25 protein-coding genes are annotated in these 25,195 nt (G+C 66.0%); 11 read left to right on the top strand and 14 right to left on the bottom strand.

All coding sequences use genetic code 11. The annotated features are described in order from the left end of the window. Window positions 1–89: 89 nt before the first annotated feature. On the bottom strand, window positions 90–986 hold the full coding sequence (locus tag PA6_RS16780; protein ID WP_021702144.1) for a peptidoglycan DD-metalloendopeptidase family protein: 897 nt from the start codon (window positions 984–986) through the stop codon (window positions 90–92). 240 nt (window positions 987–1,226) lie between these two features. Between PA6_RS16780 and PA6_RS16775 the strand changes: the two genes are divergently transcribed. Beyond that, window positions 1,227–2,720: an acetyl-CoA hydrolase/transferase family protein gene (locus PA6_RS16775; RefSeq protein ID WP_021702143.1), complete on the top strand. Its 1,494-nt coding sequence runs from the start codon at window positions 1,227–1,229 to the stop codon at window positions 2,718–2,720. A gap of 61 nt (window positions 2,721–2,781) precedes the next feature. On the opposite strand, the gene PA6_RS16770 is transcribed toward PA6_RS16775, so the two are convergent. From PA6_RS16770 to PA6_RS16740, 7 genes are all read right to left on the bottom strand, one after another. Continuing rightward, window positions 2,782–3,696: a response regulator gene (locus PA6_RS16770; protein WP_021702142.1), complete on the bottom strand. Its 915-nt coding sequence runs from the start codon at window positions 3,694–3,696 to the stop codon at window positions 2,782–2,784. A gap of 100 nt (window positions 3,697–3,796) precedes the next feature. Continuing rightward, window positions 3,797–4,525 (bottom strand): phosphate signaling complex protein PhoU, encoded by a 729-nt coding sequence (phoU, locus tag PA6_RS16765; RefSeq protein ID WP_021702141.1) that lies wholly within the window; start codon window positions 4,523–4,525, stop codon window positions 3,797–3,799. 139 nt (window positions 4,526–4,664) lie between these two features. Next, window positions 4,665–5,498 carry a phosphate ABC transporter ATP-binding protein PstB gene (gene pstB / locus PA6_RS16760; protein ID WP_021702140.1) on the bottom strand — a complete coding sequence of 278 codons (834 nt, stop codon included), beginning with the start codon at window positions 5,496–5,498 and terminating at the stop codon, window positions 4,665–4,667. 65 nt (window positions 5,499–5,563) lie between these two features. Further along, window positions 5,564–7,180: a phosphate ABC transporter permease PstA gene (pstA, locus tag PA6_RS16755; protein WP_052520182.1), complete on the bottom strand. Its 1,617-nt coding sequence runs from the start codon at window positions 7,178–7,180 to the stop codon at window positions 5,564–5,566. A 76-nt stretch (window positions 7,181–7,256) separates the two neighbouring features. Beyond that, a complete protein-coding gene (locus PA6_RS16750) occupies window positions 7,257–9,536 on the bottom strand; it encodes an ABC transporter permease subunit (protein WP_021702138.1) in 2,280 nt (759 codons plus the stop codon). Window positions 9,537–9,712: 176 nt separating this feature from the next. Continuing rightward, window positions 9,713–10,678 carry a PstS family phosphate ABC transporter substrate-binding protein gene (locus tag PA6_RS16745; RefSeq protein ID WP_021702137.1) on the bottom strand — a complete coding sequence of 322 codons (966 nt, stop codon included), beginning with the start codon at window positions 10,676–10,678 and terminating at the stop codon, window positions 9,713–9,715. Between the two features lie 153 nt (window positions 10,679–10,831). After that, window positions 10,832–12,139 (bottom strand): MFS transporter, encoded by a 1,308-nt coding sequence (locus PA6_RS16740; protein ID WP_021702136.1) that lies wholly within the window; start codon window positions 12,137–12,139, stop codon window positions 10,832–10,834. Window positions 12,140–12,330: 191 nt separating this feature from the next. On the opposite strand from PA6_RS16740, the gene PA6_RS16735 reads away from it, so the two are divergent. Both PA6_RS16735 and PA6_RS16730 read left to right on the top strand, forming a co-directional pair. Continuing rightward, on the top strand, window positions 12,331–12,735 hold the full coding sequence (locus PA6_RS16735) for an acyl-CoA thioesterase (protein WP_021702135.1): 405 nt from the start codon (window positions 12,331–12,333) through the stop codon (window positions 12,733–12,735). A gap of 216 nt (window positions 12,736–12,951) precedes the next feature. Then, the gene (locus PA6_RS16730; protein ID WP_021702134.1) at window positions 12,952–13,854 is read left to right on the top strand and encodes a D-hexose-6-phosphate mutarotase; all 903 of its coding nucleotides are present in this window, start codon (window positions 12,952–12,954) and stop codon (window positions 13,852–13,854) included. A gap of 90 nt (window positions 13,855–13,944) precedes the next feature. Here PA6_RS16730 and PA6_RS16725 read toward each other — a convergent pair whose 3' ends face one another. The 5 genes from PA6_RS16725 to PA6_RS16705 all read right to left on the bottom strand — a co-directional run bounded on the left by PA6_RS16725 (window position 13,945) and on the right by PA6_RS16705 (window position 17,605). After that, window positions 13,945–14,478, bottom strand: coding sequence for a DUF3299 domain-containing protein (locus tag PA6_RS16725; protein ID WP_021702133.1), 534 nt, complete (start codon window positions 14,476–14,478; stop codon window positions 13,945–13,947). A gap of 44 nt (window positions 14,479–14,522) precedes the next feature. Continuing rightward, window positions 14,523–14,768 carry a GlsB/YeaQ/YmgE family stress response membrane protein gene (locus PA6_RS16720; RefSeq protein ID WP_021702132.1) on the bottom strand — a complete coding sequence of 82 codons (246 nt, stop codon included), beginning with the start codon at window positions 14,766–14,768 and terminating at the stop codon, window positions 14,523–14,525. An 83-nt stretch (window positions 14,769–14,851) separates the two neighbouring features. Next, complete coding sequence (locus tag PA6_RS16715) at window positions 14,852–15,934, bottom strand: 5-(carboxyamino)imidazole ribonucleotide synthase (RefSeq protein WP_021702131.1); 1,083 nt, start codon at window positions 15,932–15,934, stop codon at window positions 14,852–14,854. Between the two features lie 14 nt (window positions 15,935–15,948). Further along, window positions 15,949–16,437, bottom strand: a complete 489-nt coding sequence (purE, locus tag PA6_RS16710; protein ID WP_021702130.1) for a 5-(carboxyamino)imidazole ribonucleotide mutase — start codon at window positions 16,435–16,437, stop codon at window positions 15,949–15,951. 217 nt (window positions 16,438–16,654) lie between these two features. Continuing rightward, window positions 16,655–17,605 (bottom strand): hypothetical protein, encoded by a 951-nt coding sequence (locus tag PA6_RS16705; protein WP_021702129.1) that lies wholly within the window; start codon window positions 17,603–17,605, stop codon window positions 16,655–16,657. Window positions 17,606–17,892: 287 nt separating this feature from the next. Here PA6_RS16705 and PA6_RS16700 point away from each other — a divergent pair, with 287 nt between their 5' ends. Continuing rightward, window positions 17,893–18,525 carry a hypothetical protein gene (locus PA6_RS16700; protein WP_021702128.1) on the top strand — a complete coding sequence of 211 codons (633 nt, stop codon included), beginning with the start codon at window positions 17,893–17,895 and terminating at the stop codon, window positions 18,523–18,525. 86 nt (window positions 18,526–18,611) lie between these two features. After that, on the top strand, window positions 18,612–18,791 hold the full coding sequence (locus PA6_RS16695; protein WP_021702127.1) for a hypothetical protein: 180 nt from the start codon (window positions 18,612–18,614) through the stop codon (window positions 18,789–18,791). Window positions 18,792–18,802: 11 nt separating this feature from the next. Here the strand turns inward: PA6_RS16695 and PA6_RS16690 are convergent, their stop codons facing one another. Further along, on the bottom strand, window positions 18,803–19,546 hold the full coding sequence (locus tag PA6_RS16690) for a substrate-binding periplasmic protein (RefSeq protein WP_021702126.1): 744 nt from the start codon (window positions 19,544–19,546) through the stop codon (window positions 18,803–18,805). 188 nt (window positions 19,547–19,734) lie between these two features. On the opposite strand from PA6_RS16690, the gene adhP reads away from it, so the two are divergent. The 6 genes from adhP to PA6_RS16660 all read left to right on the top strand — a co-directional run bounded on the left by adhP (window position 19,735) and on the right by PA6_RS16660 (window position 25,123). Further along, window positions 19,735–20,757, top strand: coding sequence for an alcohol dehydrogenase AdhP (gene adhP, locus PA6_RS16685; protein ID WP_043216839.1), 1,023 nt, complete (start codon window positions 19,735–19,737; stop codon window positions 20,755–20,757). Between the two features lie 68 nt (window positions 20,758–20,825). Continuing rightward, the gene (locus PA6_RS16680) at window positions 20,826–21,620 is read left to right on the top strand and encodes a hypothetical protein (RefSeq protein WP_021702124.1); all 795 of its coding nucleotides are present in this window, start codon (window positions 20,826–20,828) and stop codon (window positions 21,618–21,620) included. Between the two features lie 236 nt (window positions 21,621–21,856). Next, window positions 21,857–22,771, top strand: coding sequence for a glutamate/aspartate ABC transporter substrate-binding protein (locus PA6_RS16675; RefSeq protein ID WP_021702123.1), 915 nt, complete (start codon window positions 21,857–21,859; stop codon window positions 22,769–22,771). 209 nt (window positions 22,772–22,980) lie between these two features. Then, complete coding sequence (locus PA6_RS16670) at window positions 22,981–23,727, top strand: amino acid ABC transporter permease (RefSeq protein ID WP_021702122.1); 747 nt, start codon at window positions 22,981–22,983, stop codon at window positions 23,725–23,727. Further along, the gene (locus PA6_RS16665) at window positions 23,724–24,392 is read left to right on the top strand and encodes an amino acid ABC transporter permease (RefSeq protein WP_169920881.1); all 669 of its coding nucleotides are present in this window, start codon (window positions 23,724–23,726) and stop codon (window positions 24,390–24,392) included. Before PA6_RS16670 ends, PA6_RS16665 begins: the two co-directional genes overlap by 4 nt. Next, window positions 24,389–25,123: an amino acid ABC transporter ATP-binding protein gene (locus PA6_RS16660; RefSeq protein WP_021702120.1), complete on the top strand. Its 735-nt coding sequence runs from the start codon at window positions 24,389–24,391 to the stop codon at window positions 25,121–25,123. Before PA6_RS16665 ends, PA6_RS16660 begins: the two co-directional genes overlap by 4 nt. Window positions 25,124–25,195: the final 72 nt, after the last annotated feature.

Genomic DNA, 25,195 nt, shown 5'->3' with positions numbered 1-25,195 from the left:
GGTCCGGCCTCGTGCAGTGACGGGAAGACGGTCCCGTCACCATAAGACCAGATCGCCCGGGCCAGACGCCGGGGCGACGACCGGCAGGACTACTCGCCGCCCACGGCGAAGTTGGGCAGGCTGTCGACCGGCTGGGCGAAGTTGAACGGGATGGACTCCAGCGCCAGGCCGACGTTGCGCTGCACCACGAAGTGCAGGTGCGGACCGGTGCTGTTGCCGGTGTTGCCGGAGCGGCCGATCTGCATGCCGGCCTCGACGCGCTGACCCTCACGCACCGCCACCGAGCCGCGCATCAGGTGCAGGTAGACGCCCATGGTGCCGTCGTCGTGGAGGATGCGCACATAGTTGCCGGACGGGTTGTTGCCGCGCCCGCTCTGGTGGTTCTCGGTTTTCACCACCATGCCACCGCGCGAGGCAACGATGGGCGTGCCTTCGGGCATGGCGATGTCCATCGCGTAACGACCCTTGCGGGTGAAGTGGCTGTACTTGCCGTTGGCGCCCTGAGTCAGGCGGAACGGGCCGCCCAGCCAGGGCAGCGGGTAGCGGAACAGCTGCGGCTGCAGGCGCGGGTCGCCCATGGCGTAGCGCAGCCGGGGCTTGTAGCTCATCGGCTTGCCCGCTTCCAGCGGCGCCAGGGTGGTCAGGCGGATGTGGCTGCGCGGCGGCAGCACCCAGCGAATCGGCTCATCCGGGGCGCCGGCGACGTTGACCAGGCGCTCCAGGCGCAGCTCGACTTCCACCGGCGCATAGAGATCGTTGCGCAGCACCAGCGTCTCGCCGGCGTCGTGCTTCTTGGTCTCCAGCTTCACCAGGTTGTCGAGCTTCTCCACCATGCGGTCGCGGAACACGAACACCTGGGCACCGGGCACGGCCTTGTCGCTATAGGTCACCGTGCCGTGCTGGTCGACATATTTGTAGATGGTCAGCGCACTGGCCTGGCCGGCGGCCAGCAGCAATGCGCAGAAAATGAATGAACGCCCTAGCATAAGTTCGCGGATCTAATGGTTATTGGTATCCGGGACTGGCAAGACTAGCAGCGCCGAAAGCGGGTCGCGAGCCTCGCTGGTGCGAGCTGTGCGGCAATCGGCAGGAGCCGCCGGGGAAAATCCGCGATATCCGACGAAAGGTGCGGCGCAGAGCGCTCAATCCGACCTTGGTCGAACTGGCGCGGACCGGCGCGGCGCCTAGACTGCCGGCCTTCGTAATTTCTGCCTGCCGAGGTTCCCATGTATTCCGAGCGCATCCGTCTGCCCGCCCTGCTGGACAAGGTGATGAGCGCGAGCGATGCCGCCGCGCTGATCGAGGACGGCATGACGGTCGGCATGAGCGGCTTCACCCGCGCCGGCGAGGCCAAGGCGGTGCCGCGCGCGCTGGCCGAACGCGCCCGCCGCCAGCCGCTGCAGATCAGCCTGATGACCGGCGCCAGCCTCGGTAACGACCTCGACAAGCAGCTCACCGAGGCCGGCGTGCTGGCGCGGCGCATGCCGTTCCAGGTCGACGCCACCCTGCGCAAGGCAATCAACGCCGGCGAGGTGATGTTCATCGACCAGCACCTGTCCGATACCGTCGAGCAGATCCGCAACCTGCAGCTGAAGAAGCCCGATATCGCGGTGATCGAGGCGGTGGCCATCACCGAGGACGGCCACATCGTGCCGACCACCTCGGTGGGCAACTCGGCCAGCTTCGCGATCTTCGCCGAGCGCGTGATCGTCGAGATCAACCTGGCGCACAACCCCAACCTGGAAGGCCTGCACGACATCTACATCCCGACCTACCGGCCGACCCGCACGCCGATCCCGCTGGTGCGCGCCGACCAGCGCATCGGCAGCGGCGCCATCCCGATCCCGGCGGACAAGATCGCCGCCATCGTCATCACCGAGCAGGCCGACTCCTACTCCACGGTCACCGCACCGGATGCCGAGACCCAGGCCATCGCCGATCACCTGATCGCCTTCTTCGGCCGCGAAGTCGAGGCCGGGCGCCTGCCGCAGAACCTCGGTCCGCTGCAGGCCGGCATCGGCAGCATCGCCAACGCGGTGATGTGCGGCCTGCTGGAATCACCGTTCGAGGATCTGGAGATGTACTCCGAGGTGCTGCAGGACTCTACCTTCGAGCTGATCGACGCCGGCAAGATGCGCTTCGCCTCGGGCTGCTCGATCACCCTGTCGGAGCGCTGCAACGCGCGGGTATTCGGCAACCTGGAGCGCTACAAGGACAAGCTGGTACTGCGCCCGCAGGAAATCTCCAACCACCCGGAGATCGTCAGGCGCTTAGGCATCATCGGCATCAACACCGCGCTGGAGTTCGACCTGTACGGCAACGTCAACTCGACCCACGTCGGCGGCACCAGGATGATGAACGGCATCGGCGGTAGCGGCGACTTCGTCCGCAACGCGCACCTGGCGATCTTCGTCACCAAGTCGATTGCCAAGGGCGGGGCGATTTCCAGCGTGGTGCCGATGGTCAGCCACGTCGACCACAGCGAGCACGACGTCGACATCCTGGTCACCGAGCAGGGCCTGGCCGACCTGCGCGGCCTGGCCCCACGCGAACGGGCCCGGGCGGTCATCGACAACTGCGTGCACCCGGACTTCCGTGGCGCGCTGAACGACTACTTCGAACGCGCCTGCGCCAAGGGCGGCCACACCCCGCACATCCTGCGCGAAGCGCTGCAGTGGCACATCAACCTGGAAGAATGCGGGCGCATGCTAGCCGGCTGAGCGCGGCGCGCAACGAACAACGGCGCCCGCGGGCGCCGTTTGCCTATGCATGGCGCCGGGCCTAGGCGCCCGGAACGAAATGCTTCTGCGCGGTGCCACGGGCGATCAGGCGCGACAGGTAGTCGAGCTTCTGCGGGTCCTTGTCGACGAACCTGAAGGTCAGCTGCAGCCACTCGCTGTCGGGCTTGGGCTCCAGCGCGGCCACCGCGTGCAGGTAGCCATTGAGGCGCGCGGTTTCGGCGGCCTCGCCCTGCTCCAGGTCGAGCACCGCACTTTCCAGCACCTGTGGCAGCAACTCGGCGCGCTTGACCACCAGCAGGGCCTCCTTGAGGCTCAGCGCCTTGATCACACAGGCCATGCTGCCACCGGGCAGACGCAACTGCCCCTGGCCACGGCCACTCGGCGCAGTACTGGCCTTGGCCGCCGGGGCTGGCTTGGCGAAGGCGGCAGCGGCATCGGCCGCCGCCGCAGAAGGCTTGGCGGCCGGCTTGACCACCTCGGCCTTGCCGCCGGTCAGGGCTGCCAGCGAATCGTTGGCAAAGGCGCCGGTGCTGAGCATCTTCGGCGGCGCGCTGGACACCAGGGCCTGCAGCTTGCCGGCGCGGTGCAGGGCCTTCTTCACCTTGGTGATCAGCTGTTCATTGGAGAACGGCTTGCCAATGAAATCGGAAACCCCCGCCTGAATGGCCTGGACCACGTTCTCCTTGTCACCACGGCTGGTCACCATGATGAAAGGCGTGGTCTTCAGCGTCTCATGCTCCCGACACCAGGACAGCAACTCGAGGCCGGACATCTCCGGCATCTCCCAGTCGCACAGGATCAGGTCGGCCGGCTGGCGGGCGAGCATCTGCTGGGCCTTGCGCCCGTTGACCGCTTCATCGATCTGGATGCCGGGAAAATGGTCGCGCAGCCCCTTCTTCACCAGATCACGGATAAAAGTGGCGTCGTCCACCACCAGCACACTGACTTTGCTCATCGACCACTCCCGACAACGATGTCGACAAGCATAGCCGCGGATACTGGCCCAAGGCCAACCGCATGCACGCGGTCATGCCGCGTGCGCAGCGGCGGGCCGGTTACTCGGCCTTGCCGCCCTTCACTTCTTCCTGCATGCGCGCCAGGCCCATGTGGCGGACGTCGGTGCCGCGCACCAGGTAGATGACCAGCTCGGCGATGTTGCGCGCGTGGTCGCCGATGCGCTCCAGCGAACGCAGCACCCAGATGATCGACAGCACGCGGCCGATGGCGCGCGGGTCTTCCATCATGTAGGTGACCAGCTCGCGCAGGGCGGTCTTGTATTCCCGATCGACGGTTTTGTCGTACTGCGCCACCGACAGGGCCAGGTCGGCGTCGAAGCGGGCGAAGGCGTCCAGCGCCTCCTGCACCATCTTGCGCACCTGGTCGCCGATATGACGCACCTCGACATAGCCACGCGGCGCCTCGCCGTTCTCGCTCAGCTCGATGGCGCGCTTGGCGATCTTCGACGCCTCGTCACCGATGCGCTCGAGGTCGATCACCGACTTGGAGATGCTGATGATCAGGCGCAGGTCGGAAGCGGCCGGCTGGCGGCGGGCGAGAATGCGCAGGCATTCCTCGTCGATGTTGGTTTCCATCTGGTTGATCTGGTCATCGATCTCGCGCACCTGCTGGGCCAGGCCGGAGTCGGCCTCGATCAGCGCGGTGACGGCGTCATTGACCTGCTTCTCGACCAGACCGCCCATCGCCAGGAGGTGGCTGCGCACTTCCTCCAGCTCGGCGTTGAACTGCTGAGAGATGTGATGGGTGAGGCTGTCTTTGTTGATCATCTTGAAGTCCTTGGCAGTGCTTCTGTCTCCCCTCTCTCAGCGGAGGAGGGGGCGGGCCGTGTTCGGATGAGGAAGCCCGGCCTGGCCTGAAGCACCCTCACCCTAACCCTCTCCCAAGGGGAGAGGGGACTGTCCTGCATTAACCGTAGCGACCGGTGATGTAATCCTCGGTCTGCTTCTTGGCCGGGTTGGTGAACAGGGTGTCGGTGTCGCCGAACTCGATCAGCTTGCCCATGTACATGAACGCGGTGTAGTCGGAAACCCGCGCGGCCTGCTGCATGTTGTGGGTCACGATGACGATGGTGTACTTGCTCTTCAGCTCGTAGATCAGCTCTTCGACCTTGAGGGTGGAGATCGGGTCGAGTGCCGAGCAGGGTTCGTCGAGCAGCAGCACTTCCGGCTGCACCGCCACGGTGCGGGCGATCACCAGACGCTGCTGCTGACCGCCGGACAGGCCGAGGGCGGACTCGTGCAGGCGGTCCTTCACCTCGTCCCACAGGGCGGCGCTCTTCAGCGCCCACTCGACGGTCTCGTCGAGCACGCGCTTCTGGTTCACGCCCTGAATGCGCAGGCCGTACACCACATTCTCGTAGATGCTCTTGGGGAAGGGGTTGGGCTTCTGGAACACCATGCCGACGCGGCGGCGCAGCTCGGCGACGTCCAGACCCTTCTGGTAGATGTCGTGGCCGTCGAGGAGGATCTGGCCGTCCACGCGGCAACCGTCGACCAGGTCGTTCATGCGGTTGAAGGTGCGCAGCAGGGTCGACTTGCCGCAGCCGGACGGGCCGATGAAGGCGGTGACGCGCTGCTTCGGGATGTTCATCGAGACGTCGAACAGCGCCTGCTTGTCGCCGTAGAACAGGTTGAGGCCGGGCACCTCGAGAGCGACCGTCTCTTCGGCCAGGTTGAGGCCCTGCTTCTGGCGGCCGAGGGCGGCCATGTCGATACCGTGGGTGTGTACTTCGTGCTGCATGGGAGGCTCCCTACGCTAACAAATCGTTCAGGCCGCCGCGGCCGGTGCCGCGGCGACATTGTTCATCAATGATCCAGCGCCTTGTACTTCTCGCGCAGGTGGTTGCGGATGAACACGGCGCTCAGGTTGAGCAGCGCGATCACCAGCACCAGCAGGAACGCGGTGGCGTACACCAGCGGGCGGGCGGCCTCGACGTTGGGGCTCTGGAAGCCGACGTCGTAGATGTGGAAGCCCAGGTGCATGATCTTCTGGTCCAGGTGCAGGTACGGGTAGTTGCCGCTCACCGGCAGTGCCGGGGCCAGCTTGACCACGCCGACCAGCATCAGCGGCGCCACTTCGCCGGCGGCGCGGGCCACGGCGAGGATCAGGCCGGTCATCATGGCCGGGCTGGCCATCGGCAGTACCACTTTCCACAGGGTCTCGGCCTTGGTCGCACCGAGCGCCAGGGAGCCTTCGCGCAGGGCCCGCGGGATGCGCGCCAGGCCTTCCTCGGTGGCCACGATCACCACCGGCACGGCGAGGATCGCCAGGGTCAGCGAGGCCCACAGCAGGCCCGGGGTGCCGAAGGTCGGCGCCGGTGCGGCCTCGGGGAAGAACAGGCGGTCGATCGAGCCACCCAGCACATAGACGAAGAAGCCCAGGCCGAACACGCCGTAGACGATGGCCGGCACGCCGGCCAGGTTGTTCACGGCGATGCGGATGATGCGGGTCATCACGCCCTGCTTGGCATACTCGCGCAGGTAGATGGCCGCCAGCACGCCGAACGGGGTGACGATCACGGCCATGATCAGGGTCATCATCACGGTGCCGAAGATGGCCGGGAAGATGCCGCCCTCGGTGTTGGCCTCGCGCGGTTCGTCGCTGAGGAACTCCCACAGCTTGGCGAAGTAGAAGCCGATCTTGGCGCCCACGCCCATGGCGTTCGGCTGGTAGGCACGCACCACCTTGCTCAGGGCGATGACCTGCTCGCGACCGTCGACGGTCTTCACCGTCACGCTGTCGCGCGCCAGCTGCTGGTTGAGGTCGATCAGCTCGCTCTCGAGGCCCTTGTACTGGGCGTCCAGCTCGGCACGGCGGGCGTCCAGGTCGGCCTGCGCCGCGGCGTCCAGACGGCCATCGAGCTCCAGCTTGCGGCTTTCCAGGCGCAGGCGCTCCAGGCCGTGGTTGATACGGCCTATGTCCTTCTTCTCCAGGCGCACCAGCTGCGCGTGCAGCTCGTCGACGCGGGTGATGCGCGCCTGCAGCTCGGCCCAGGCGGCTTCGCCCTCGGCGACCAGCTGGCCATCCTGCTTGACGTTCAGCAGGTAGCCATAGAAGTTGCCCCACTCGCGGCGCTCCATCACCACCAGGTTTTCCGGGGTCTGCGGCGCGCTCATCCACTCGGCCACCACCCAGCTGAAGTCGGCGCCGTAGACCTCACGATTGCCGACCTTGTACAGCTCGCGGGTCATGAACTCGCCGCCCTTCACATCCACCGGCAGGCCGGCAGCGGCCAGGCGCGCACGCGGCACCTGTTCTTCCTGCACCAGCTCGCCCGCCATCACCCGGGCAGCTTCGCCGGGCACCTGGTAGTGGGCTTCGACCACGTCGGCCGGCCAGAAGTGGCCGAGGCCGCGCACGGCGATCACGGCGAGCAGGCCGATGGTCATGATCACGGCGATGGACACGCCGCCGGCGGTCATCCACACCCAGGGCGCACCGCTCTTGAACCAGGACTTGAAGTTTTGCTCTTTGCGTTTCACGGACTACTCCCAGTTCTCAGAGCGACGCGTATTTCTTGCGCAGGCGGGTACGGATCAGCTCCGCCAGGGTATTCATCACGAAGGTGAAGCTCAGCAGCACCAGCGCGGAGAGGAACAGCACGCGGTAGTGGGTGCTGCCCACCTCGGATTCCGGCATCTCCACCGCCACGTTGGCGGCCAGCGTGCGCAGACCCTGGAAGATGTTCATGTCCATGATCGGCGTGTTGCCGGTGGCCATCAGCACGATCATGGTTTCGCCGACGGCACGGCCGAGGCCGATCATCAGCGCCGAGAAGATGCCCGGGCTGGCGGTGAGGATCACCACGCGGGTCAGGGTCTGCCAGGGCGTGGCACCGAGGGCCAGGGAGCCGAAGGTCAGGCTCTTGGGCACGCTGAACACGGCGTCCTCGGCGATCGAGTAGATGTTCGGGATCACCGCAAAGCCCATGGCCAGGCCGACCACCAGGGCGTTGCGCTGGTCGAAGGTGATGCCCAGGTCATTGCTGATCCACAGGCGCATGTCGCCACCGAAGAACCAGTTCTCCAGGTGCCCGCTCATACCCAGCGAACCGGCGCCGACCAGCAGGATCACCGGGATCAGCAGGGCCGCTTCCCAACCGTCCGGCACCACCAGGCGAATGCGCTCCGGCAGGCGGCTCCAGGCATAGGCGGCGAGCAGCACGCCGACCGGCGTGAGCAGCAGCAGGCTGAAGATGCCCGGCAGGTGGCCCTCGACATAGGGTGCCAGGAACAGACCGGCGAAGAAGCCGAGGATCACCGTCGGCAGCGCTTCCATCAGCTCGATCACCGGCTTGACCTTGCGGCGCATGGCCGGGGCCATGAAGTAGGCGGTGTAGATCGCCGCGCAGATGGCCAGCGGGGCGGCCAGCAGCATGGCGTAGAACGCCGCCTTGAGGGTGCCGAAGGTCAGCGGCGCCAGGCTCATCTTGGGCTCGAAGTCGCTGTTGGCCGAGGTCGACTGCCAGACGTGCTTGGGCTCGTCATAGCTCTCGTACCAGACCTTGCCCCACAGCGCGCTCCAGGAAATTTCCGGATGCGGGTTGTCGATGTAGAAACGCTGCAGGCCGGCCTTGGACTCCAGCAGCAGGCGGTTGGCGCGTGGCGACAGGGCACCGATCGCAGCCCCTTCGACGACCTGCTCGGTCAGCAGGGTGCGGTGCGCGGTGCTGTGGAAGAGGCCCAGGCGCCCTTCGCTGTCGAGAGCCACGAAGCCCTTGCGCCGCTCTTCGGGAATGATCTGGGTGATCGGTGCATCGCCCAGCTGGAAGCTGCGGATATGCGTCAACGCAGACTTGCCATCGGCATCACGGACCATGAACCACTGGCCGATACCACCCTGGCTGTCACCGATCATCAGCGAGATCCCCGCCAGCAGCGGGTTGACCGCGCTGACCTCGGCATCGCCCTGGAGCAGGGTGTAGCGGCCATTCAGGCTCTTGCTGCGCAGGTCGAAGACATCGGCGGTGGCCTTGCCATTGATCACGAACAGCCACTGCTGGCGCGGATCGATGATCATCGCCTTGATCGGCTCGGCGATCTGCGGCAGGTCGATGCGGGTCTCGTCGAGGATGACCTCGCCGGTCATCATGTTCTCTTCACGGCTGATGTTCAGCAGTTGCAGCTCGGCACCGACCGAGCCACTGAGCATCAGGCTGTCGCCGTTCTCGCTGATAGCGACATGTTCCAGCGGACGGCCCTGCGGGTCGAGGGTGATCGGCGCCTCGCCGAAGGGGTATTCCAGCTGCGGCGTAATGGTCTTGACGTTGTTCGGGTAGGTGACCTTGTAGACGTGCTTGAACACCAGCACCTGGCCGTTGGACAGGCCCAGCGCTATACGGTGGCTGCCAGGCTGGTCCTCCACCACCGAGACGATGCTGGCACCGGCCGGCAGGGCCAGCTGGTAGGCGTTCATCGCCACGCCGTCCTTGAGGCCGAAGAACTGCACCTGGCCGCTACGCGACAGGCGCATGGCGACCTTGTTCTGCTCTTCCACGGAGAGCAGCAGAGCCTCGCCCTGCTCGGCCAGCCAGGCCGGCTGTTGCGGCTCGCGGGCCTCCAGGTCGGCGCCACCGAACATCGGTGCGACCACGTAGGCGAGGTAGAAGAAAATCAGGGTGATACAGCCCAGCACGGCCAGGCCGCCAATGGACACGTACCAGCGCGCCATGCGGTCCTTGAGGGCGCGGATGCGCCGCTTGCGTTGCAGGACGGGAGTATCGAAATCGATCCGGTGGCTGTTGGAAGCACTCATGCGGTTATTGGCCAGGTCATTCATGAGGAGTTCTCGGGCGCGGCGGACACAGCCCGCTCAATGTGAGGTACGTCAATCTATCCGCCTTGTGTGACAGAAAGATTACAGAGCGGTGACGCGACAACGCCCGCGACTCCAGAAGAGTAGCGGGCGTGCCATGGACGCGCCGGGGATGGGGCCCGGCGCGTCTCCGGGACTGATTACAGGCCCAGTTCCTTCTTGGTTTTCTCGACCACTTTGGCCGGCAGCGGGATGTAACCATCCTTCACTACCACCTGCTGACCCTGCTGGGACAGCACCAGCTTGACGAACTCAGCTTCCAGCGGGCTCAGCGGCTTGTTCGGCGCCTTGTTCACGTAGACGTAGAAGAAGCGGGCCAGCGGGTATTTGCCGGACAGGGCGTTGGTCTCGTTGGCTTCCTCGACTTCACCCTTCTTGTTCACCAGGGGAACGGCGCGGACGCTGGCGGTGCGGTAGCCGATGCCGGAGTAACCGATGGCGTTGATGGTGCTGGAGATCGACTGCACCACCGAGGCCGAACCCGGCTGCTCGTTGACGTTGGCCTTGAAGTCGCCTTTGCACAGGCCTTCTTCCTTGAAGTAGCCGTAGGTGCCGGATACCGAGTTACGACCGAACAGCTGAATCGGCTTGTCGGCCCACTCGCCGGTCAGGCCCAGGTCGCCCCACTTGCTGATGTCGCTGCCGCCGCACAGCTTGGTGGCGGAGAAGATGCCGTCAACCTGCTGCATGGTCAGCTGCTTGATCGGGTTGTCCTTGTGCACGAACACGGCCAGGGCGTCGATGGCGACCGGCACGGCGGTCGGCTTGTAGCCGAACTTCTCTTCGAAGGCCTGCAGCTCGTTGTCCTTCATGGCACGGGACATCGGGCCGAGGTTGGCAGTGCCTTCGGTCAGGGCGGGCGGCGCAGTGGAGGAGCCGGCGGCCTGAATCTGGATGTTCACGTTCGGGTAGGCCTTCTTGTATTCCTCGGCCCACAGGGTCATCAGGTTGGCCAGGGAGTCGGAACCGACACTGGACAGGTTGCCCGAGACACCGGAAGTCTTTTCATAGCCGGGGATGGCCGGGTCGACGGCGGCGAACGCGGATGCAGCGCCTACGCCAGCAGCGGCGAAGGTCAGGGCCGCCATCAAACGCTTGAGTTTCATGCCTTGCTCCTAGCAGGAAGGGGTTGTGATGGAACGGGCCCAAGTATCTGCAGGCCGCATGAAGACTCTATGACTGGATTGTGACAATCAGATTAAAGCGCACGAAAAAGATGAAGGCCCGCGAACGGGCCTTCTCTTGAAACGCTGCCGGGATCAGGCCAGCGCCGCCTGACGCTCTTCGCGGCGCCACAAAAGCGCGCCGATCAGCATGAACAGCAGGCACAGCGCGCCGACGTAATAGGCCGGGCCCAGCGGGTTCCACTTCAGCAGCAGGCTGACCAGGATCGGCGTCAGGCCACCGAACACCGCATAGGCCAGGTTGTAGGAGAACGACAGGCCGGAGAAACGCACCACCGCCGGGAAGGCCTTGACCATCACCATCGGGATGGCGCCGATCATGCCCACGCACAGGCCGGCCAGGGCGTAGAGCGGCATCAGCAGCTCGGGGCTGGCCTTGATCTGCGAATAGAACAGCGAGGAACTGCCGAGCAGCAGCAGGCCGCCAACCAGGAAGGTCGGCCCCGGGCCGAAGCGGTCGGCGGCCAGACCGGCCAGCACGCAGCCGACGCTGAGGCAGACGATGGCCACGCCGTTGGCCGCCAGGGTGTCGGCCGGGCTGAAGCCATGCTGGCTCTGCAGCAGGGTCGGGGTCATCAGGATCACCACGACGATGCCGGCCGACAGCACCCAGGTCAGCAGCATGGACAGCAGGATGGCCGGACGATGCTCGCGCACCACCGCCTTGAGCGGCAGCTCGGCGGCCAGCGACTGGCGCTGCTGCAGCTCGGCGAACACCGGCGTTTCGTGCAGCCAGCGGCGCAGGTACATGGCGATCAGGCCGAAGACGCCGCCGACCAGGAAGGGAATCCGCCAGGCGTAGGCGGCGATCTCTTCCGGGGTGAACAGGCGGTTGATCGCACTAGCGGCCAGCGAGCCGAGCAGGATGCCGGCGGTCAGGCCGGCGGTCAGGGTGCTGCAGGCCAGGCCAATGCGCCGCGCCGGCACGTGTTCGGCGACGAACACCCAGGCGCCCGGCACTTCGCCGCCAATGGCCGCGCCCTGCATCACGCGCAGGGCCAGCAGCGCCAGCGGCGCCCAGATGCCGATCTGCGCATAGGTCGGCAGCAGGCCCATGAGCAGGGTCGGCACCGCCATCAGGAAGATGCTCAGGGTGAACATGCGCTTGCGCCCGAGCAGGTCGCCGAAGTGCGCCAGGACGATGCCGCCCAGCGGCCGCGCTAGGTAGCCGGCGGCGAAGATGCCGAAGGTCTGCAGCTGGCGCAGCCATTCCGGCATGTCAGCCGGGAAGAACAGCTTGCTCAGCACGGCGGTGAAGAACACGAAGATGATGAAGTCGTAGAACTCCAGCGCACCGCCCAGGGCGGAGAGCGAGAGGGTCTTGTAGTCGCTGCGGTTCAGCGGACGCGCCACGGGCGCAGTGGGGGCATGCTCGGCGGACATAGGAAGGCTTCATTATTGGAATGGCAAGGCTGCGCCGCACCATAGCAAAACAGCCTCTGCGCCGCAGCTTTCTGGCGGAAAGCGGAACCCTGCGGTCGTTCTTTGACGCTCGGCTCTATATACTGCGCACGGCCCGCGCATGACGGGCCGCGGCCAGCCAACGACAAGAACCCACTTCGGGCCCCAGCAGCATGATCGAACTCGAACAGGAAGACCCCATTCCCCAGGGCGACCTCGCCTTGCAGATCACCGCATTGCCGCGTGAAACCAACGGTTTCGGCGACATCTACGGCGGCTGGCTGGTCTCGCAGATGGACCTGGCCGGCACCGCCATGGCCAGCAAGGTGGCCGGCGGCCGTGTCGCCACCGTGGCCATCGACCGCATGGCCTTCCTGGTGCCGGTAGCCGTGGGCGCGCAGCTGTCCTTCTATACTCAGGCGCTGGAGATCGGCCGCAGCTCGATCCAGATGCTGGTCGAGGTATGGAGCGACGACCCGCTGTCCAGCGAATGGCGCAAGGTCACCGAGGCGGTGTTCGTGTTCGTCGCCATCGACGGCAGCGGCCGCACCCGCCCGGTCCCGCCACGCCGCGGCTGAGCTGGCGCCCGCTTTCCCTCACCCCAGCCCTCTCCCGGAGGGAGGGGAGCACTCCGCGAACATTCCGCCAGCCATGCGCTGGCCTCCCCTCTCCCCCGGGAGAGGGGCCGGGGGTGAGGGCCAGGCAGGCAACACCCTCCCGCAAGGCGAACGCTCAACCCTTGGCCTTTCCCGCCAACTGGCATCAAATACACCGGGACTTTCGGGAGACAAGGCATGAGCCAGGCACAGATTGAACGCATCGAACTGGGCGAGCTGACTTGCTGGCGCGTGCGCCTGGGCGATGCCGAGCTGCTGGTGGCGCAACAGGGCGCCCAGCTGCTGAGTTACCAGCGCGGCGAGCAGCCGCCGCTGATCTGGCTCAGCGAACAGGCGGCCTACCAGCGCCAGCAGTCGGTGCGCGGCGGGGTACCGGTGTGCTGGCCCTGGTTCGGCGACCTCGGCCGCAACCCGCTGGCGCTGCAGGCGCAGCATGACAACCTGGGCGCCGCGCCCTTCCACGGCGGAGTGCGCGCGCTGGACTGGCAGCTGCAGGGCATCGACAGCGAAGGCGAGGCCGTGCACCTGCGCTTCGCCTTCGACAGCCGCCAGCAGCCGCTGGCCGACTGGCCGCACGCGGCCCGCGTCGAGCTGGACATCCGCCTGGACGAACGCCTGCACCTCGACCTGAGCAGCCACAACCTCGGCCCGGCGCCGCTGGCCCTGAGCCAGGCATTGCACAGCTACTTCGCCGTCAGCGATATCCGCCAGGTGGCCGTGCGCGGTCTGGACGGCTGCCGCTACATCGAAACGCTGGAGGACTGGCAGGAAAAACGCCAACAGGGCGAACTGAGCTTCGCCGGCGAGACCGACCGTATCTACCTGGACGTGCCGTCGCGCCTGCACCTGCACGACGCTGGCTGGCGCCGCGAGCTGCTCCTGGAAACCCGCGGCTCGCGCTCGGCCATCCTGTGGAACCCCTGGATCGACAAGGCCCAGCGCCTCTCCGCCTTCGCCGCCGACGCCTGGCAGCGCATGCTGTGCATCGAGACGGCGAATGTCTGGGACGACTGCGTGGAGCTGGCGCCCGGCGAACACCACCGCCTGGGCCTGAGCCTGTGGAGCGAACAGGGCGAGTGAGACCCGCGTTGTCTGCCGCGGGTTACACCCGCCCTACTGCGCAATACGCCTGAGCGCCCTCACCCGCCCTGCTTCTAGGGCAAAAAGGGATCAGAGGTCGCCCTCCTCCACCAGCCGCACCGAACGGGCATCCAGGGCATAGGCAGCATCGGCGAGGTCGTTGTTGACCGTCTCGATGTGCAGCGTGCCGTCGACCCACAGCGGCTCGTAGATATCGTTCAGGGCAATGCCCTTGGGGTAGCGCACCAGCACGATCTGGTTCGGCGGGGGCGGCGGCACGTGGATGCAGGCGCCCGGGTAAGGCACCAGGAACAGCAGCGTGGTGCGGCCCTCGGCGTTACTTTCCAGCGGCACCGGGTAGCCGCCGAGAAGTATGCGCTTGCCATCCAGGCGCGCCACCGTCTTCGTCGAGTACATCACCGCCGGCAACCCCAGCTCCTGCTTGAGCCCACCCTGCTGGCCGAACGAGCCGGCCGCCTCCGGGCTGTCATGGCTGATCTCCGGCATCGCCTCCAGGGCCAGCTGGTCCTCCTTCGGCATCAACTCCAGCCAGTCCAGCTCGGTGGGTTCGGCGTGAACCAGCGTGCTGCACAGCAGCAGGGCGAAGAGGGACAGACGACGCATGATGACTCCATTGCAGGGCGGCGCGGGAGGCGCCGCCGTGGGTTTCAGCCCTTCTTCAGGGCACCGTACAGCAGCAACAGTACCACTGCGCCGACCACCGCGCCGATGAAGCCGGCCGCCTGCCCGGCCTGGTAGATACCCAGAGCCTGGCCGCCGTAGGTGGCGGCGATCGAACCGCAGATGCCGAGCACGATGGTCATGATCCAGCCCATGCCGTCATTACCCGGTTTGATGAAGCGCGCGACCAGGCCGACGATCAGACCGATGAAGAGAGTGCCGATGATGCTCATGCCATGCTCCTTTTGCGAGGGCGGAAACGAACAAGGCGCACCCGGGGGCGCGCCTTGTTGTGACCGAAGCACGGCAGCGGGGTTCAACCCTGGATCAGCGCCTCGACCTCGGCGATACGCGCCTTCAGGGTCGCCATGTCGGCGCAGCGCAGGGTGGCGTGGCCGACCTTGCGCCCGGCCTTGAAGGCCTTGCCGTAGTGGTGCAGGTGGCAGTCGGCAATGGCCGTTACCTTGGCCACGTCCGGCACGCTGCCGAGGAAGTTGAGCATGGCGCTCTCGCCCACCTTGGCGGTCGAGCCCAGCGGCAGGCCGGCGACGGCACGCAGGTGGTTCTCGAACTGGCTGCACTCGGCGCCTTCGATGGTCCAGTGCCCGGAGTTGTGCACGCGCGGGGCGATCTCGTTGGCCTTGAGGCCGCCGTCGACCTCGAAGAACTCGAAGGCCAGCACGCCGACGTAGTCCAGTTTGGTCAGCACGCGGCCGACATAGTCCTCGGCCAGCGCCTGCAGCGGGTGCTCGGTACTGGCGATGGACAGGGCCAGCACGCCGCTGTCGTGGCGGTTGTGCACCAGCGGGTAGAAGCGCGTCTCGCCGTCGCGGGCACGCACGGCCACCAGCGACACTTCGCCGGTGAACGGCACGAAGCCTTCGAGGATGCACGGCACGCTGCCCAGTTCGGCGAACGCACCGACCACGTCCTGCGCCTGGCGCAGCACCTTCTGGCCCTTGCCGTCGTAACCCAGGGTGCGGGTCTTCAGCACGGCCGGCAGGCCGATGGCGGCCACGGCGGCATCGAGATCGGCCTGCGACTGGATGTCGGCGAAATCGGGAGTCGGGATACCGAGGTCCTTGAACATCGACTTCTCGAACCAGCGATCACGGGCGATGCGCAGCGCCTCGGCGCTCGGGTACACCGGCACGAACTGCGAGAGGAACGCCACGGTCTCGGCCGGCACGCTCTCGAACTCGAAGGTCACCAGATCGACTTCGTCGGCCAGCTGACGCAGGTGCTCCTGGTCGCCGTAGTCGGCGCGGATATGCTCGCCGAGCGCCTGGGCGCAGGCATCCGGCGCCGGGTCGAGAAACGCGAACTGCATGCCCAGCGGAGTGCCCGCCAGGGCCATCATGCGGCCCAGCTGGCCGCCACCGATTACGCCGATCTTCATCTATAGGGCCTCGATCAGGAACGCGGGTCCGGGTTGTCCAGCACGGTCTGGGTCTGCTCGTCGCGGAACTGCTTCAGACGCTCGTGGAACTGCGGGTGCTGGTGGCCAAGGATGCTGGCGGCCAGCAGGGCGGCATTGATCGCACCGGCTTTGCCGATAGCCAGGGTGGCGACCGGAATACCGGCCGGCATCTGCACGATAGAGAGCAGCGAGTCGACGCCGGAGAGCACGGCCGACTGCACCGGCACACCGAGCACCGGCAGGTGGGTCTTGGCGGCACACATGCCCGGCAGGTGGGCGGCGCCACCGGCACCGGCGATGATCACCTGGATGCCACGGCCCTCGGCTGCTTCCGCATACTGGAACAGCAGGTCCGGGGTGCGGTGGGCGGACACCACCTGCACTTCGTAGGGAATGCCCAGCTTTTCCAGCATCTCTGCGGTGTGACTGAGGGTGCTCCAATCGGACTTGGAGCCCATGATCACGCCAACCAGTGCGCTCATCGTTTTGCCTCTAGCTCGGGCGCCTTGCGGCGCGACAAAAACCAACAAGCCACGCATTCGGCGTGGCTTGTTATGTGCGGGCCAGACCGCGGGGGGCCTGGAGGCGGGGCAGTATACCGGAAAGCCACGGGAGTCGCGCCTAGGGCGTGACCGTTTGTCAGCAAACAGTCACTCCATGGCTGCCCCGGACAGGCAGCCATGCTGTAGCCGCAGGATGTTACGGCTCGCTGAAACTGTATTCGACCGACTCCAGACGATCGATGCTGGCGCCATAGAAGAAGGCAAACGGCCGCCCGGCTGCCATTACGCTGCGCTCACAGGCTGCCTTGAGCCCGTCTACCGGCTTCAGCGGCTGCCTGTCGAGAAGCTCCACTTTGCCCTGCGAGCCAAAGTCGAACAGGATCTCGTCGTAGCCCTCCACGGTACTGTCCATGTATTTCGAGCGCTGCAGGCGGTAGGTGGGTTGCAAGTCGTCAATCAGCTTCTGCAGAGCAGGGTCGGCGAAGCTCAGCTGCGATGGGACGCTCTGCGTCATCCCCGAGAGCATGCCCATGGTCATCGACTCTGGCGCCCCATCGGAGATCAGCTGGTAAGTCAGGTTGGGCAGTGGCTCCGACAGAGTGGCCAGCACCTTGCAGTCCGCATCGACCTCCACCCAGCCAAAATCGGGAATGCCCTGCCAATTGCTGAACTCCAGGCTAATCGGCGTGCCCAGGCCGAGCTGGCTGGGGTAGTGGCGCGGCAGCTGCTCCAGCTGCTTGCGCCAATGCTCGCGCATGGGCTCGGTCATCAGACCGCCAAGGGCATTGATCGCCGAACCGTCGAGCTTGTCCTCCTGGATATCCAGCTGCAGCTGGTTCGACCAGGCGCCGCGGGCCTCCAGCACTTCGCCGAAGATGGCCTGCAGGCGCTGGCGTTGCTGCGTGCTCAGTGGTTTTTCACCAAAGCCGACATCGATGCCGCTATTGCCTTCGAGCGCCAGATTGATAGTCGCAAGGTCGAAGCGCTCGCGCTGCAGGATATCGAGAACAGCCTGGGCATAGGCCGGGTCGAGCTCGGATCCGGAGGCGTCGGTGACGTTGCCGCTGAAACGCAGGGTCAGCGAGTCTTTGTCGCAGCCACCGAGCAACAGGCCGAGGCTCAGCAGAAGCATGGCGGGCAAGCGCATGAGGATCATCCTTGAAGCAGTGCGGGCCGCGCAGCTTAAGCGAAAGCGCTAAGGCCAGCCCCGGCAATTGGCGACAAGATGACCACACTCACAGATTGCCTCGCTCGAGCGGGACAGACGAATCCTGTGCCGCCCCCCAGGATGGTCTTTACTAGCCGATGCGTGGCGCATTCGTTTGCCGCGGCAACACCGGCTTGCCGCCCCTCGATACAAACAGACCAGGCGCTTTCATCCGACCCCGCCCCTCGGCGGGTCGCCGCCGGGCTCATGCGAGCTAGGAGCGGGCGATGCAAGAGGTCAACGGCACTCCCACGGGCAAAGCCAATTTTCACCCGAGCATGCCCTTCGTCTTCGTCTTCATCTTGAGCTACAGCCTGTACGGCATCTGGCTGCTGTTCGATGGCTGGATCAATGGCTTTGCCTCCCTGCACGGCCTGTGGCACCTGGCGCCGGGGACGACGCTGGAGCCGCTGCTGAAGCTGTGCCTGTTCTCCACGGTGGGCGCGATACTGGGCTGCGGCACCCTGGACCTGGTGTCGTTCCACAAGTACGTGGCCATCGTGAAGCAGTACGACGTGGACCACATCTGGGGCTTTCTCCTGTCGCCGGTGCTGTCGACCATCATCGGCATCCTGGTGTTCGCCCTGTTCCAGAGCGGGCTGCTGGTGTTTTCCGGGGCCATGTCCGGTGAGCAGGCGCCGAAGACGGCCGAATTCGGCTTCGCCGCCGTAGGCTTCGTCTCGGGCTACAGCTGGCACCATGTGGTGGGCAAGATCCGCGAGATCTCCGCATCGCTGTTCAAGACCGAGCAGCGCCCGCAGAAGAACACCTCGCAGAGCCTCGCCACCCCGAAGCCGGACGAGGCGCCGGGCGACGCCGCTCCGCCGCCCGCGCCCGTCAGCGGTACCACGCCACCCTGAACTGCCGGCTGGCACACAGCCGGATGGCGCTCGCCGGGTTAGAATCCTGGGCTTTGCCACCCCGCCAGATTGAAAAGGATTTCAAGATGCGCCGCGCCCTCGCCTTCGCCTGCCTCCTCGCCACCCTCGGCGGCTGCACCAGCAACGATCACCGCCAATCACCGCTCTCCGTACACGACGAACGCATCGAGGCCCGGGCGGGCAGCGAGTTCTGCTACCAGCTGATCGTCTGCCCGCTGGTCAGCGCCGCGCACTTCGGCGAATAACGCCCCGTACCTCAGTTGGTGTAGCGGTAGACGATGGCGTCGAGGCTGCCGTCCGCCTGGCCACGGCGCAGGCACTGGTTGAAGCGCTCGAGGAACCAGCCCATTTTCAGCGACTTGGCGATGCCCATGTGCTTGCTGTCGGTCTTGAACGGCACCGGCAGGGCGACGAAGGTACCGGGCGGCAGATCGAGGTGGCCGGCCGCCAGCCTGTCGATATCCACGCTGGAGCCGACCAGGATGGCGTCGATGCGCTCGCGCAGCAGCATGGCCAGGCCGCTGCGGGTGTCGTTGAAGCCGACTATGGTCATGGCGCCACTGGCCACGGCCTCGTCGAAGGCGGTGCCGTAGCTGGTGCCGATGGTCACGCCGAGCAGCTTGTCTTTCAGGTCGGCGATGCCCTGGTAGGGGAATTCCCGGCCACGTTTGACCAGCAGCACGATGCGCTCGGTGAAGATCGGCTCGGAGAAGTCGAACAGCGCCTGCCGCTCGGCGCTCAGCGACAGGCCGATGACCCCGCCACCGCCGCGCTCCGCCATGCTGTAGGCGCGCGCCCAGGGCAGCATCTTGAACTGATAGGGCAGCTGCATCTCGTCCAGGCACAGACGGGTGATGTCCACCACTATGCCCTTGGCCTCGCCGTCCTGCTCGTAGTACTTGGGGAAACCGTCGTGGGTGGCATAGACCATGAACGGCTCGCCGCGGACGGCTCCCGCCAGCAGCAACAGCAAGGGCAGCAACAGCGCTCTGACCGGCATGGCGAGCCTCGCACGACGACGGCGGACGATGGATTCACTCTAGGCCAGGCCGCAGCGCCCACCAATGGGCGATTGACCGAAGGCTCGGGAATTCTCCCGAACGCCCGTCAGCGCTTTTCTTGTCCCAGCTCAATGCGCCCCGGCACAACGGAGCGAGACTGAAGGCCCGTCGCGCAGAGGAACCCGTCATGGACAGAACGATGAAAGCCGCCGTGGTACATGCCTTCGGCGAACCGCTGCGCCTGGAGGAAGTGCGCGTACCGCTGCCCGGCCCCGGGCAGATACTGGTGAAGATCGCCGCCAGCGGCGTCTGCCACACCGACCTGCATGCGGCGGACGGCGACTGGCCGGTGAAACCGACGCTGCCGTTCATCCCCGGACATGAGGGCGTCGGCCACGTGGCGGCGGTCGGCGCCGGGGTGACACGGGTCAAGGAAGGCGACCGGGTCGGCGTGCCCTGGCTGTACAGCGCCTGCGGCTGCTGCGAGCACTGCCTGACCGGCTGGGAAACCCTCTGCGAGCAGCAGCAGAACACCGGCTATTCGATCAACGGCGGCTACGCCGAATACGTGCTGGCCGACCCCAACTATGTCGGCATCCTGCCGCCGAGCGTCGGCTTCGCCGAGATCGCGCCGATCCTCTGCGCCGGCGTCACGGTGTACAAGGGCCTCAAGGAAACCCGCGCCCGCCCGGGGCAGTGGGTGGCCATCTCCGGCATCGGCGGGCTGGGTCATGTGGCGATCCAGTATGCGCGCGCCATGGGCCTGCATGTGGCGGCGGTCGACGTGGACGATGCCAAGCTGCGCCTGGCGCGGCGCCTGGGCGCCAGCCTGACGGTGAACGCGCGCGACCAGGACCCTGCCGCGGTGCTGCAGGAGGAAATCGGCGGCGCCCACGGCGTGCTGGTTACCGCCGTGTCCACCCGCGCCTTCGGCCAGGCCATCGGCATGGTGCGCCGGCGCGGCACGGTGGCGCTGGTGGGGCTGCCGCCGGGCGATTTCCCGACGCCGATCTTCGACGTGGTGCTCAAGGCCATCCATATCACCGGCTCCATCGTCGGCACCCGCGCCGACCTGCAGGAGGCGCTGGACTTCGCCGCCGAGGGCCAGGTCCAGGCCACCATCCAGCGCGGCCGCCTGGAGCAGATCAACGCCATCTTCGGCGACCTGCGTGCCGGGCGCATCGAGGGGCGCATGGTGCTGGAGTTCTAGCCGGCGCACAGACCGGGCCGCGGGCATTGGCTATGCTGGCGGCTCTTTCATTAGACAAGGATGTTGTCATGCACAAGCCCTCCCTTTTTGTCGCTTCCCTGCTGCTGGCCGCCCAGGCCCAGGCCCTCGAACTGGCAAAGTACCCCCAGGTGTTCGATACCGGCACGGGCGTGATGGTGACGCTCGCGCCCAGCGCCGACGGCCAGCAGGCGCTGTTGCAGGTCAAGGGCCTCAACCACCCGCTGGACTCGGTGGTGTTCCTCACCGAGGTCGACGACCGCGGCAACCAGGAGCGCGACTACAGCACCACCCTCGACGGTGGCCGCTACAACATGCTGCTCAAGCGCCAGGGCTGGGACGGCGAGAGCTACCAGCTGTACCTGCCGGAAACCCCCGGCTTCCCGCTGACCTTCGACGAGACGCTGAGCAAGAAGGCCAAGCCGGCCGAACTGCTGGCCCTGTACGAACAGCAGCAGAGCGAGGGCCTGCAGGAGAAGCTGGCCCGCTTCGACCGCAGCAAGCACCTGCAGACCAACAAACGCCTGCTCAAGGAACTCGATGAGGAAGCCAGCGAAGCCTGCGGCGTACCGCTGCAGACGCGGGTGGAGTGGAACGCCATCGACGACGAGAAGATGAAGGCGCTGAGCATCGCCGGCTATTGCGGCGAGGTGGTCAACCAGCTGGCCAGCCTGTGTGAGAGCGATGCCGACTTCAAGGCGCAGGTTGCCAGCCTCAAGGGGGTGGAATGCCGCTTCGACAAGGCGATGAAGCTGCGCGAGAAGGATGGCAGGCTGGTCTTCAGCACCGAGCAGGACGCGCCCAACCAGGGCGAGTTCATCAACGCCTTCCTGCGCAACCGCTGATCCCTCTGCCCCGCCATCGGCGGGGCATCTCCATTCGGAATTCCGAACGCCCGCCGCGCCGCCGTTCGCCCCACCGAACGCGCGGCGCTGGCGCAGCCCTCGCCGCCAAATAATTAATTCTTTAATTTCAATGACTTAAACAGGAATACAGCGCCTGGCACAGTACCTGCTCTAGGTCCTCGCAGGGATGGTCCGCACCCATCCGCCCCACGACAACAACAACAGCGAGAATCAGCATGACCAAGAGCACTCTCTCCCGCGCCATCGGTTTCGCCCTGGCCGCCAGCCTGTGCAGCGCCCCGGCCCTGGCCGAAGAACTGACCGGCACCCTGAAGAAGATCAAGGACAGCGGCACCATCGTCCTCGGCCATCGCGACTCCTCCATCCCCTTCTCCTACTTCGGCAGCGACCCGCAGCGGCCGGAAGGCTACTCGCATGACCTGCAGCTGAAAGCGGTCGAGGCGATCAAGCAGAAGCTGGGCATGCCCGACCTCAAGGTGCGCTACAACCTGGTGACGTCGCAGACCCGCATCCCGCTGGTACAGAACGGCACCGTGGACCTGGAGTGCGGCTCCACCACCAACAACGTCGAGCGCCAGCAGCAGGTCGACTTCTCCGTCGGCATCTTCGAGGTGGGCACCCGCCTGCTGACCAAGACCACTTCCGGCATCGCCGACTTCCCCGACCTCAAGGGCAAGAACGTGGTGACCACCGCCGGCACCACCTCCGAGCGCCTGCTCAAGGCAATGAACGCCGAGAAGCAGATGGGCATGAACATCATCTCGGCCAAGGACCATGGCGAGTCCTTCCTGATGCTGGAATCCGGCCGCGCCGTGGCCTTCATGATGGACGACGCCCTGCTCGCCGGCGAAATGGCCAAGGCCAAGAAGCCGGCCGACTGGCACGTGGTCGGCACCCCGCAGTCCTACGAGATCTACGGCTGCATGGTGCGCAAGGGTGACCCGGCGTTCAAGGCAGTGGTCGACGAGGCGCTGATCGCCACCTTCAAGTCCGGCGAAGTCAACGCCATCTACGACAAGTGGTTCCTCAACCCGGTCCCGCCGAAGGGCCTCAACCTGAACTTCCCGATGAGCGACGAGCTGAAGAAGCTGGTCGCCAACCCGACCGACAAGGCCGCCGAGCAACTCTGACGGCGACCTCGGCTGGCGCCCGATGGTAGGAGACGGCGCCAGCCTCTGTCGGTACCCGCGCGCGACCTCACGAGGGCCGGCGTGACGGGAAGCCGGAAGGTGCTCGCCTTCCGTTCATTCGCAGTATCAGGACAGGAGCACCACCGCCAACCGCGGTGGGGGACCGTGTCGGCCCCGGCTCCTGTCCGCCCTGATCGTGGGTAGCCAAGATGAATTACAACTGGGACTGGGGCGTGTTCTTCAAGTCCACCGGCATCGGCAACGAGATCTACCTGGACTGGTTCGTCACCGGCCTGGGCTGGACCATCGCCATCGCCCTGGCCGGCTGGCTGATCGCCCTGCTGCTGGGCTCGCTGCTCGGCGTGATGCGCACCGTGCCGAACCGCTGGATCAGCGGCTTCGCCACCTGCTACGTGGAGCTGTTCCGCAACGTACCGCTGCTGGTGCAGCTGTTCCTCTGGTACTTCCTGGTGCCGGACCTGCTGCCCGAGCCGCTGGAAATGTGGTTCAAGCAGGACCTCAACCCGGCCACCTCGGCCTTCATCAGCGTGGTCGTGTGCCTCGGCCTGTTCACCGCCGCGCGCGTCTGCGAGCAGGTGCGCACCGGCATCCAGGCGCTACCCAAGGGCCAGCTGGCCGCCGGCTACGCGCTGGGCTTCCGCCTGCCGCAGATCTACGCCAACGTCCTGCTGCCGCAGGCGTTCCGCATCATCATTCCGCCGCTGACCAGCGAGTTCCTCAACATCTTCAAGAACTCCTCGGTGGCCTCGCTGATCGGCCTCATGGAGCTGCTGGCGCAGACCAAGCAGACCGCCGAATTCAGCGCCAACCTGTTCGAGGCCTTCACCCTGGCCACGCTGATCTACTTCACCCTGAACATGAGCCTGATGCTGCTGATGCGCCTGATCGAGAAGAAGGTCGCGGTGCCCGGCCTGATCGCCGTGGGAGGCAAATGATGGATTTCAGCGCTATCGTCCCGGCCCTGCCGGGCCTGTGGAACGGCATGCTGATGACCCTGCAGCTGATGGTGCTGGGCGTGCTCGGCGGCGTGGTGCTGGGCACCCTGCTGGCCATCGCACGGCTGTCGCACAACCGCCTGCTGGCCAATGCCGCCGCCACCTACGTCAACTACTTCCGCTCCATCCCGCTGCTGCTGGTGATCACCTGGTTCTACTTCGCGGTGCCCTTCATCCTGCGCTGGATCACCGGCGAGGACACCCCGGTGGGCGCCTTCACCTCGTGCCTGGTGGCTTTCGTGATGTTCGAGGCGGCCTACTTCTGCGAGATCGTCCGCGCCGGCATCCAGGCCATCCCCAAGGGCCAAATGGGCGCCGCCTCCGCGCTGGGCATGACCTACGCGCAGAGCATGCGCCTGATCATCCTGCCGCAGGCCTTCCGCAAGATGACACCGCTGCTGCTGCAGCAGAGCATCATCCTGTTCCAGGACACCTCGCTGGTCTACACCGTGGGCCTGATGGACTTCCTCAACGCCGCCCGCTCGCGCGGCGACATCCTCGGCCAGCCGCACGAGTTCCTGATCTTCGCCGGCCTCATGTACTTCACCATCAGCTTCGCCGCCTCGCAGCTGGTCAAGCTCCTGCAGAAAAGGTTAGCCGTATGATTTCCATCCAGAACGTCAACAAGTGGTACGGGGACTTCCAGGTGCTGACCGACTGCAGCACCGAGGTGAAGAAAGGTGAGGTGGTGGTGGTCTGTGGGCCGTCCGGCTCCGGCAAGTCGACCCTGATCAAGTGCGTCAACGCCCTGGAGCCGTTCCAGAAGGGCGACATCGTGGTCGACGGCACCTCCATCGCCGCCAAGCAGACCAACCTGCCGCAGCTGCGCTCGCGGGTCGGCATGGTGTTCCAGCACTTCGAGCTGTTCCCGCACCTGTCGATCACCGAGAACCTGACCATCGCCCAGGTCAAGGTACTCGGCCGCAGCAAGGCCGAGGCCACCGAAAAGGGCCTCAAGCTGCTCGACCGCGTCGGCCTGCTGGCGCATGCGCACAAGCATCCGGGGCAGCTCTCCGGCGGCCAGCAGCAGCGCGTGGCCATCGCCCGCGCGCTGGCCATGGACCCGGTGGTGATGCTGTTCGACGAACCGACCTCGGCCCTCGACCCGGAGATGGTCAACGAGGTGCTCGACGTGATGGTGCAACTGGCCAACGAGGGCATGACCATGATGTGCGTGACCCACGAGATGGGCTTCGCGCGCAAGGTCGCCGACCGGGTGATCTTCATGGACCGCGGGCAGATCGTCGAAGACTGCGCCAAGGAGGAGTTCTTCGGTGACATCAACGCGCGCTCGGAGCGGGCCCAGCAGTTCCTCAACAAGATCCTCCAGCACTAAGCGAAACCTCCCCTCTCCCACTTGTGGGAGAGGGGCTGGGGGAGAGGGAAGGCCCCGTAGCCCTCTCCCCAA

This window comes from Aquipseudomonas alcaligenes NBRC 14159 (genome assembly GCF_000467105.1).
Taxonomy (GTDB): Bacteria; Pseudomonadota; Gammaproteobacteria; order Pseudomonadales; family Pseudomonadaceae; genus Aquipseudomonas; species Aquipseudomonas alcaligenes.
The sequence above is the reverse complement of the archived record's forward strand: the minus strand, read 5'-3'. Positions and strand labels throughout refer to the sequence as shown.

What these genes read in the sequence shown, in the direction of transcription:
- PA6_RS16780 (WP_021702144.1), bottom strand. Translation starts at nt 986, where the DNA reads ATGCTAGGGCGTTCATTCATTTTCTGCGCATTGCTGCTGGCCGCCGGC.
- PA6_RS16775 (WP_021702143.1), top strand. Translation starts at nt 1,227, where the DNA reads ATGTATTCCGAGCGCATCCGTCTGCCCGCCCTGCTGGACAAGGTGATG.
- PA6_RS16770 (WP_021702142.1), bottom strand. Translation starts at nt 3,696, where the DNA reads ATGAGCAAAGTCAGTGTGCTGGTGGTGGACGACGCCACTTTTATCCGT.
- phoU (WP_021702141.1), bottom strand. Translation starts at nt 4,525, where the DNA reads ATGATCAACAAAGACAGCCTCACCCATCACATCTCTCAGCAGTTCAAC.
- pstB (WP_021702140.1), bottom strand. Translation starts at nt 5,498, where the DNA reads ATGCAGCACGAAGTACACACCCACGGTATCGACATGGCCGCCCTCGGC.
- pstA (WP_052520182.1), bottom strand. Translation starts at nt 7,180, where the DNA reads ATGACCGCCGGCGGCGTGTCCATCGCCGTGATCATGACCATCGGCCTG.
- PA6_RS16750 (WP_021702138.1), bottom strand. Translation starts at nt 9,536, where the DNA reads ATGAATGACCTGGCCAATAACCGCATGAGTGCTTCCAACAGCCACCGG.
- PA6_RS16745 (WP_021702137.1), bottom strand. Translation starts at nt 10,678, where the DNA reads ATGAAACTCAAGCGTTTGATGGCGGCCCTGACCTTCGCCGCTGCTGGC.
- PA6_RS16740 (WP_021702136.1), bottom strand. Translation starts at nt 12,139, where the DNA reads ATGTCCGCCGAGCATGCCCCCACTGCGCCCGTGGCGCGTCCGCTGAAC.
- PA6_RS16735 (WP_021702135.1), top strand. Translation starts at nt 12,331, where the DNA reads ATGATCGAACTCGAACAGGAAGACCCCATTCCCCAGGGCGACCTCGCC.
- PA6_RS16730 (WP_021702134.1), top strand. Translation starts at nt 12,952, where the DNA reads ATGAGCCAGGCACAGATTGAACGCATCGAACTGGGCGAGCTGACTTGC.
- PA6_RS16725 (WP_021702133.1), bottom strand. Translation starts at nt 14,478, where the DNA reads ATGCGTCGTCTGTCCCTCTTCGCCCTGCTGCTGTGCAGCACGCTGGTT.
- PA6_RS16720 (WP_021702132.1), bottom strand. Translation starts at nt 14,768, where the DNA reads ATGAGCATCATCGGCACTCTCTTCATCGGTCTGATCGTCGGCCTGGTC.
- PA6_RS16715 (WP_021702131.1), bottom strand. Translation starts at nt 15,934, where the DNA reads ATGAAGATCGGCGTAATCGGTGGCGGCCAGCTGGGCCGCATGATGGCC.
- purE (WP_021702130.1), bottom strand. Translation starts at nt 16,437, where the DNA reads ATGAGCGCACTGGTTGGCGTGATCATGGGCTCCAAGTCCGATTGGAGC.
- PA6_RS16705 (WP_021702129.1), bottom strand. Translation starts at nt 17,605, where the DNA reads ATGCGCTTGCCCGCCATGCTTCTGCTGAGCCTCGGCCTGTTGCTCGGT.
- PA6_RS16700 (WP_021702128.1), top strand. Translation starts at nt 17,893, where the DNA reads ATGCAAGAGGTCAACGGCACTCCCACGGGCAAAGCCAATTTTCACCCG.
- PA6_RS16695 (WP_021702127.1), top strand. Translation starts at nt 18,612, where the DNA reads ATGCGCCGCGCCCTCGCCTTCGCCTGCCTCCTCGCCACCCTCGGCGGC.
- PA6_RS16690 (WP_021702126.1), bottom strand. Translation starts at nt 19,546, where the DNA reads ATGCCGGTCAGAGCGCTGTTGCTGCCCTTGCTGTTGCTGCTGGCGGGA.
- adhP (WP_043216839.1), top strand. Translation starts at nt 19,735, where the DNA reads ATGGACAGAACGATGAAAGCCGCCGTGGTACATGCCTTCGGCGAACCG.
- PA6_RS16680 (WP_021702124.1), top strand. Translation starts at nt 20,826, where the DNA reads ATGCACAAGCCCTCCCTTTTTGTCGCTTCCCTGCTGCTGGCCGCCCAG.
- PA6_RS16675 (WP_021702123.1), top strand. Translation starts at nt 21,857, where the DNA reads ATGACCAAGAGCACTCTCTCCCGCGCCATCGGTTTCGCCCTGGCCGCC.
- PA6_RS16670 (WP_021702122.1), top strand. Translation starts at nt 22,981, where the DNA reads ATGAATTACAACTGGGACTGGGGCGTGTTCTTCAAGTCCACCGGCATC.
- PA6_RS16665 (WP_169920881.1), top strand. Translation starts at nt 23,724, where the DNA reads ATGATGGATTTCAGCGCTATCGTCCCGGCCCTGCCGGGCCTGTGGAAC.
- PA6_RS16660 (WP_021702120.1), top strand. Translation starts at nt 24,389, where the DNA reads ATGATTTCCATCCAGAACGTCAACAAGTGGTACGGGGACTTCCAGGTG.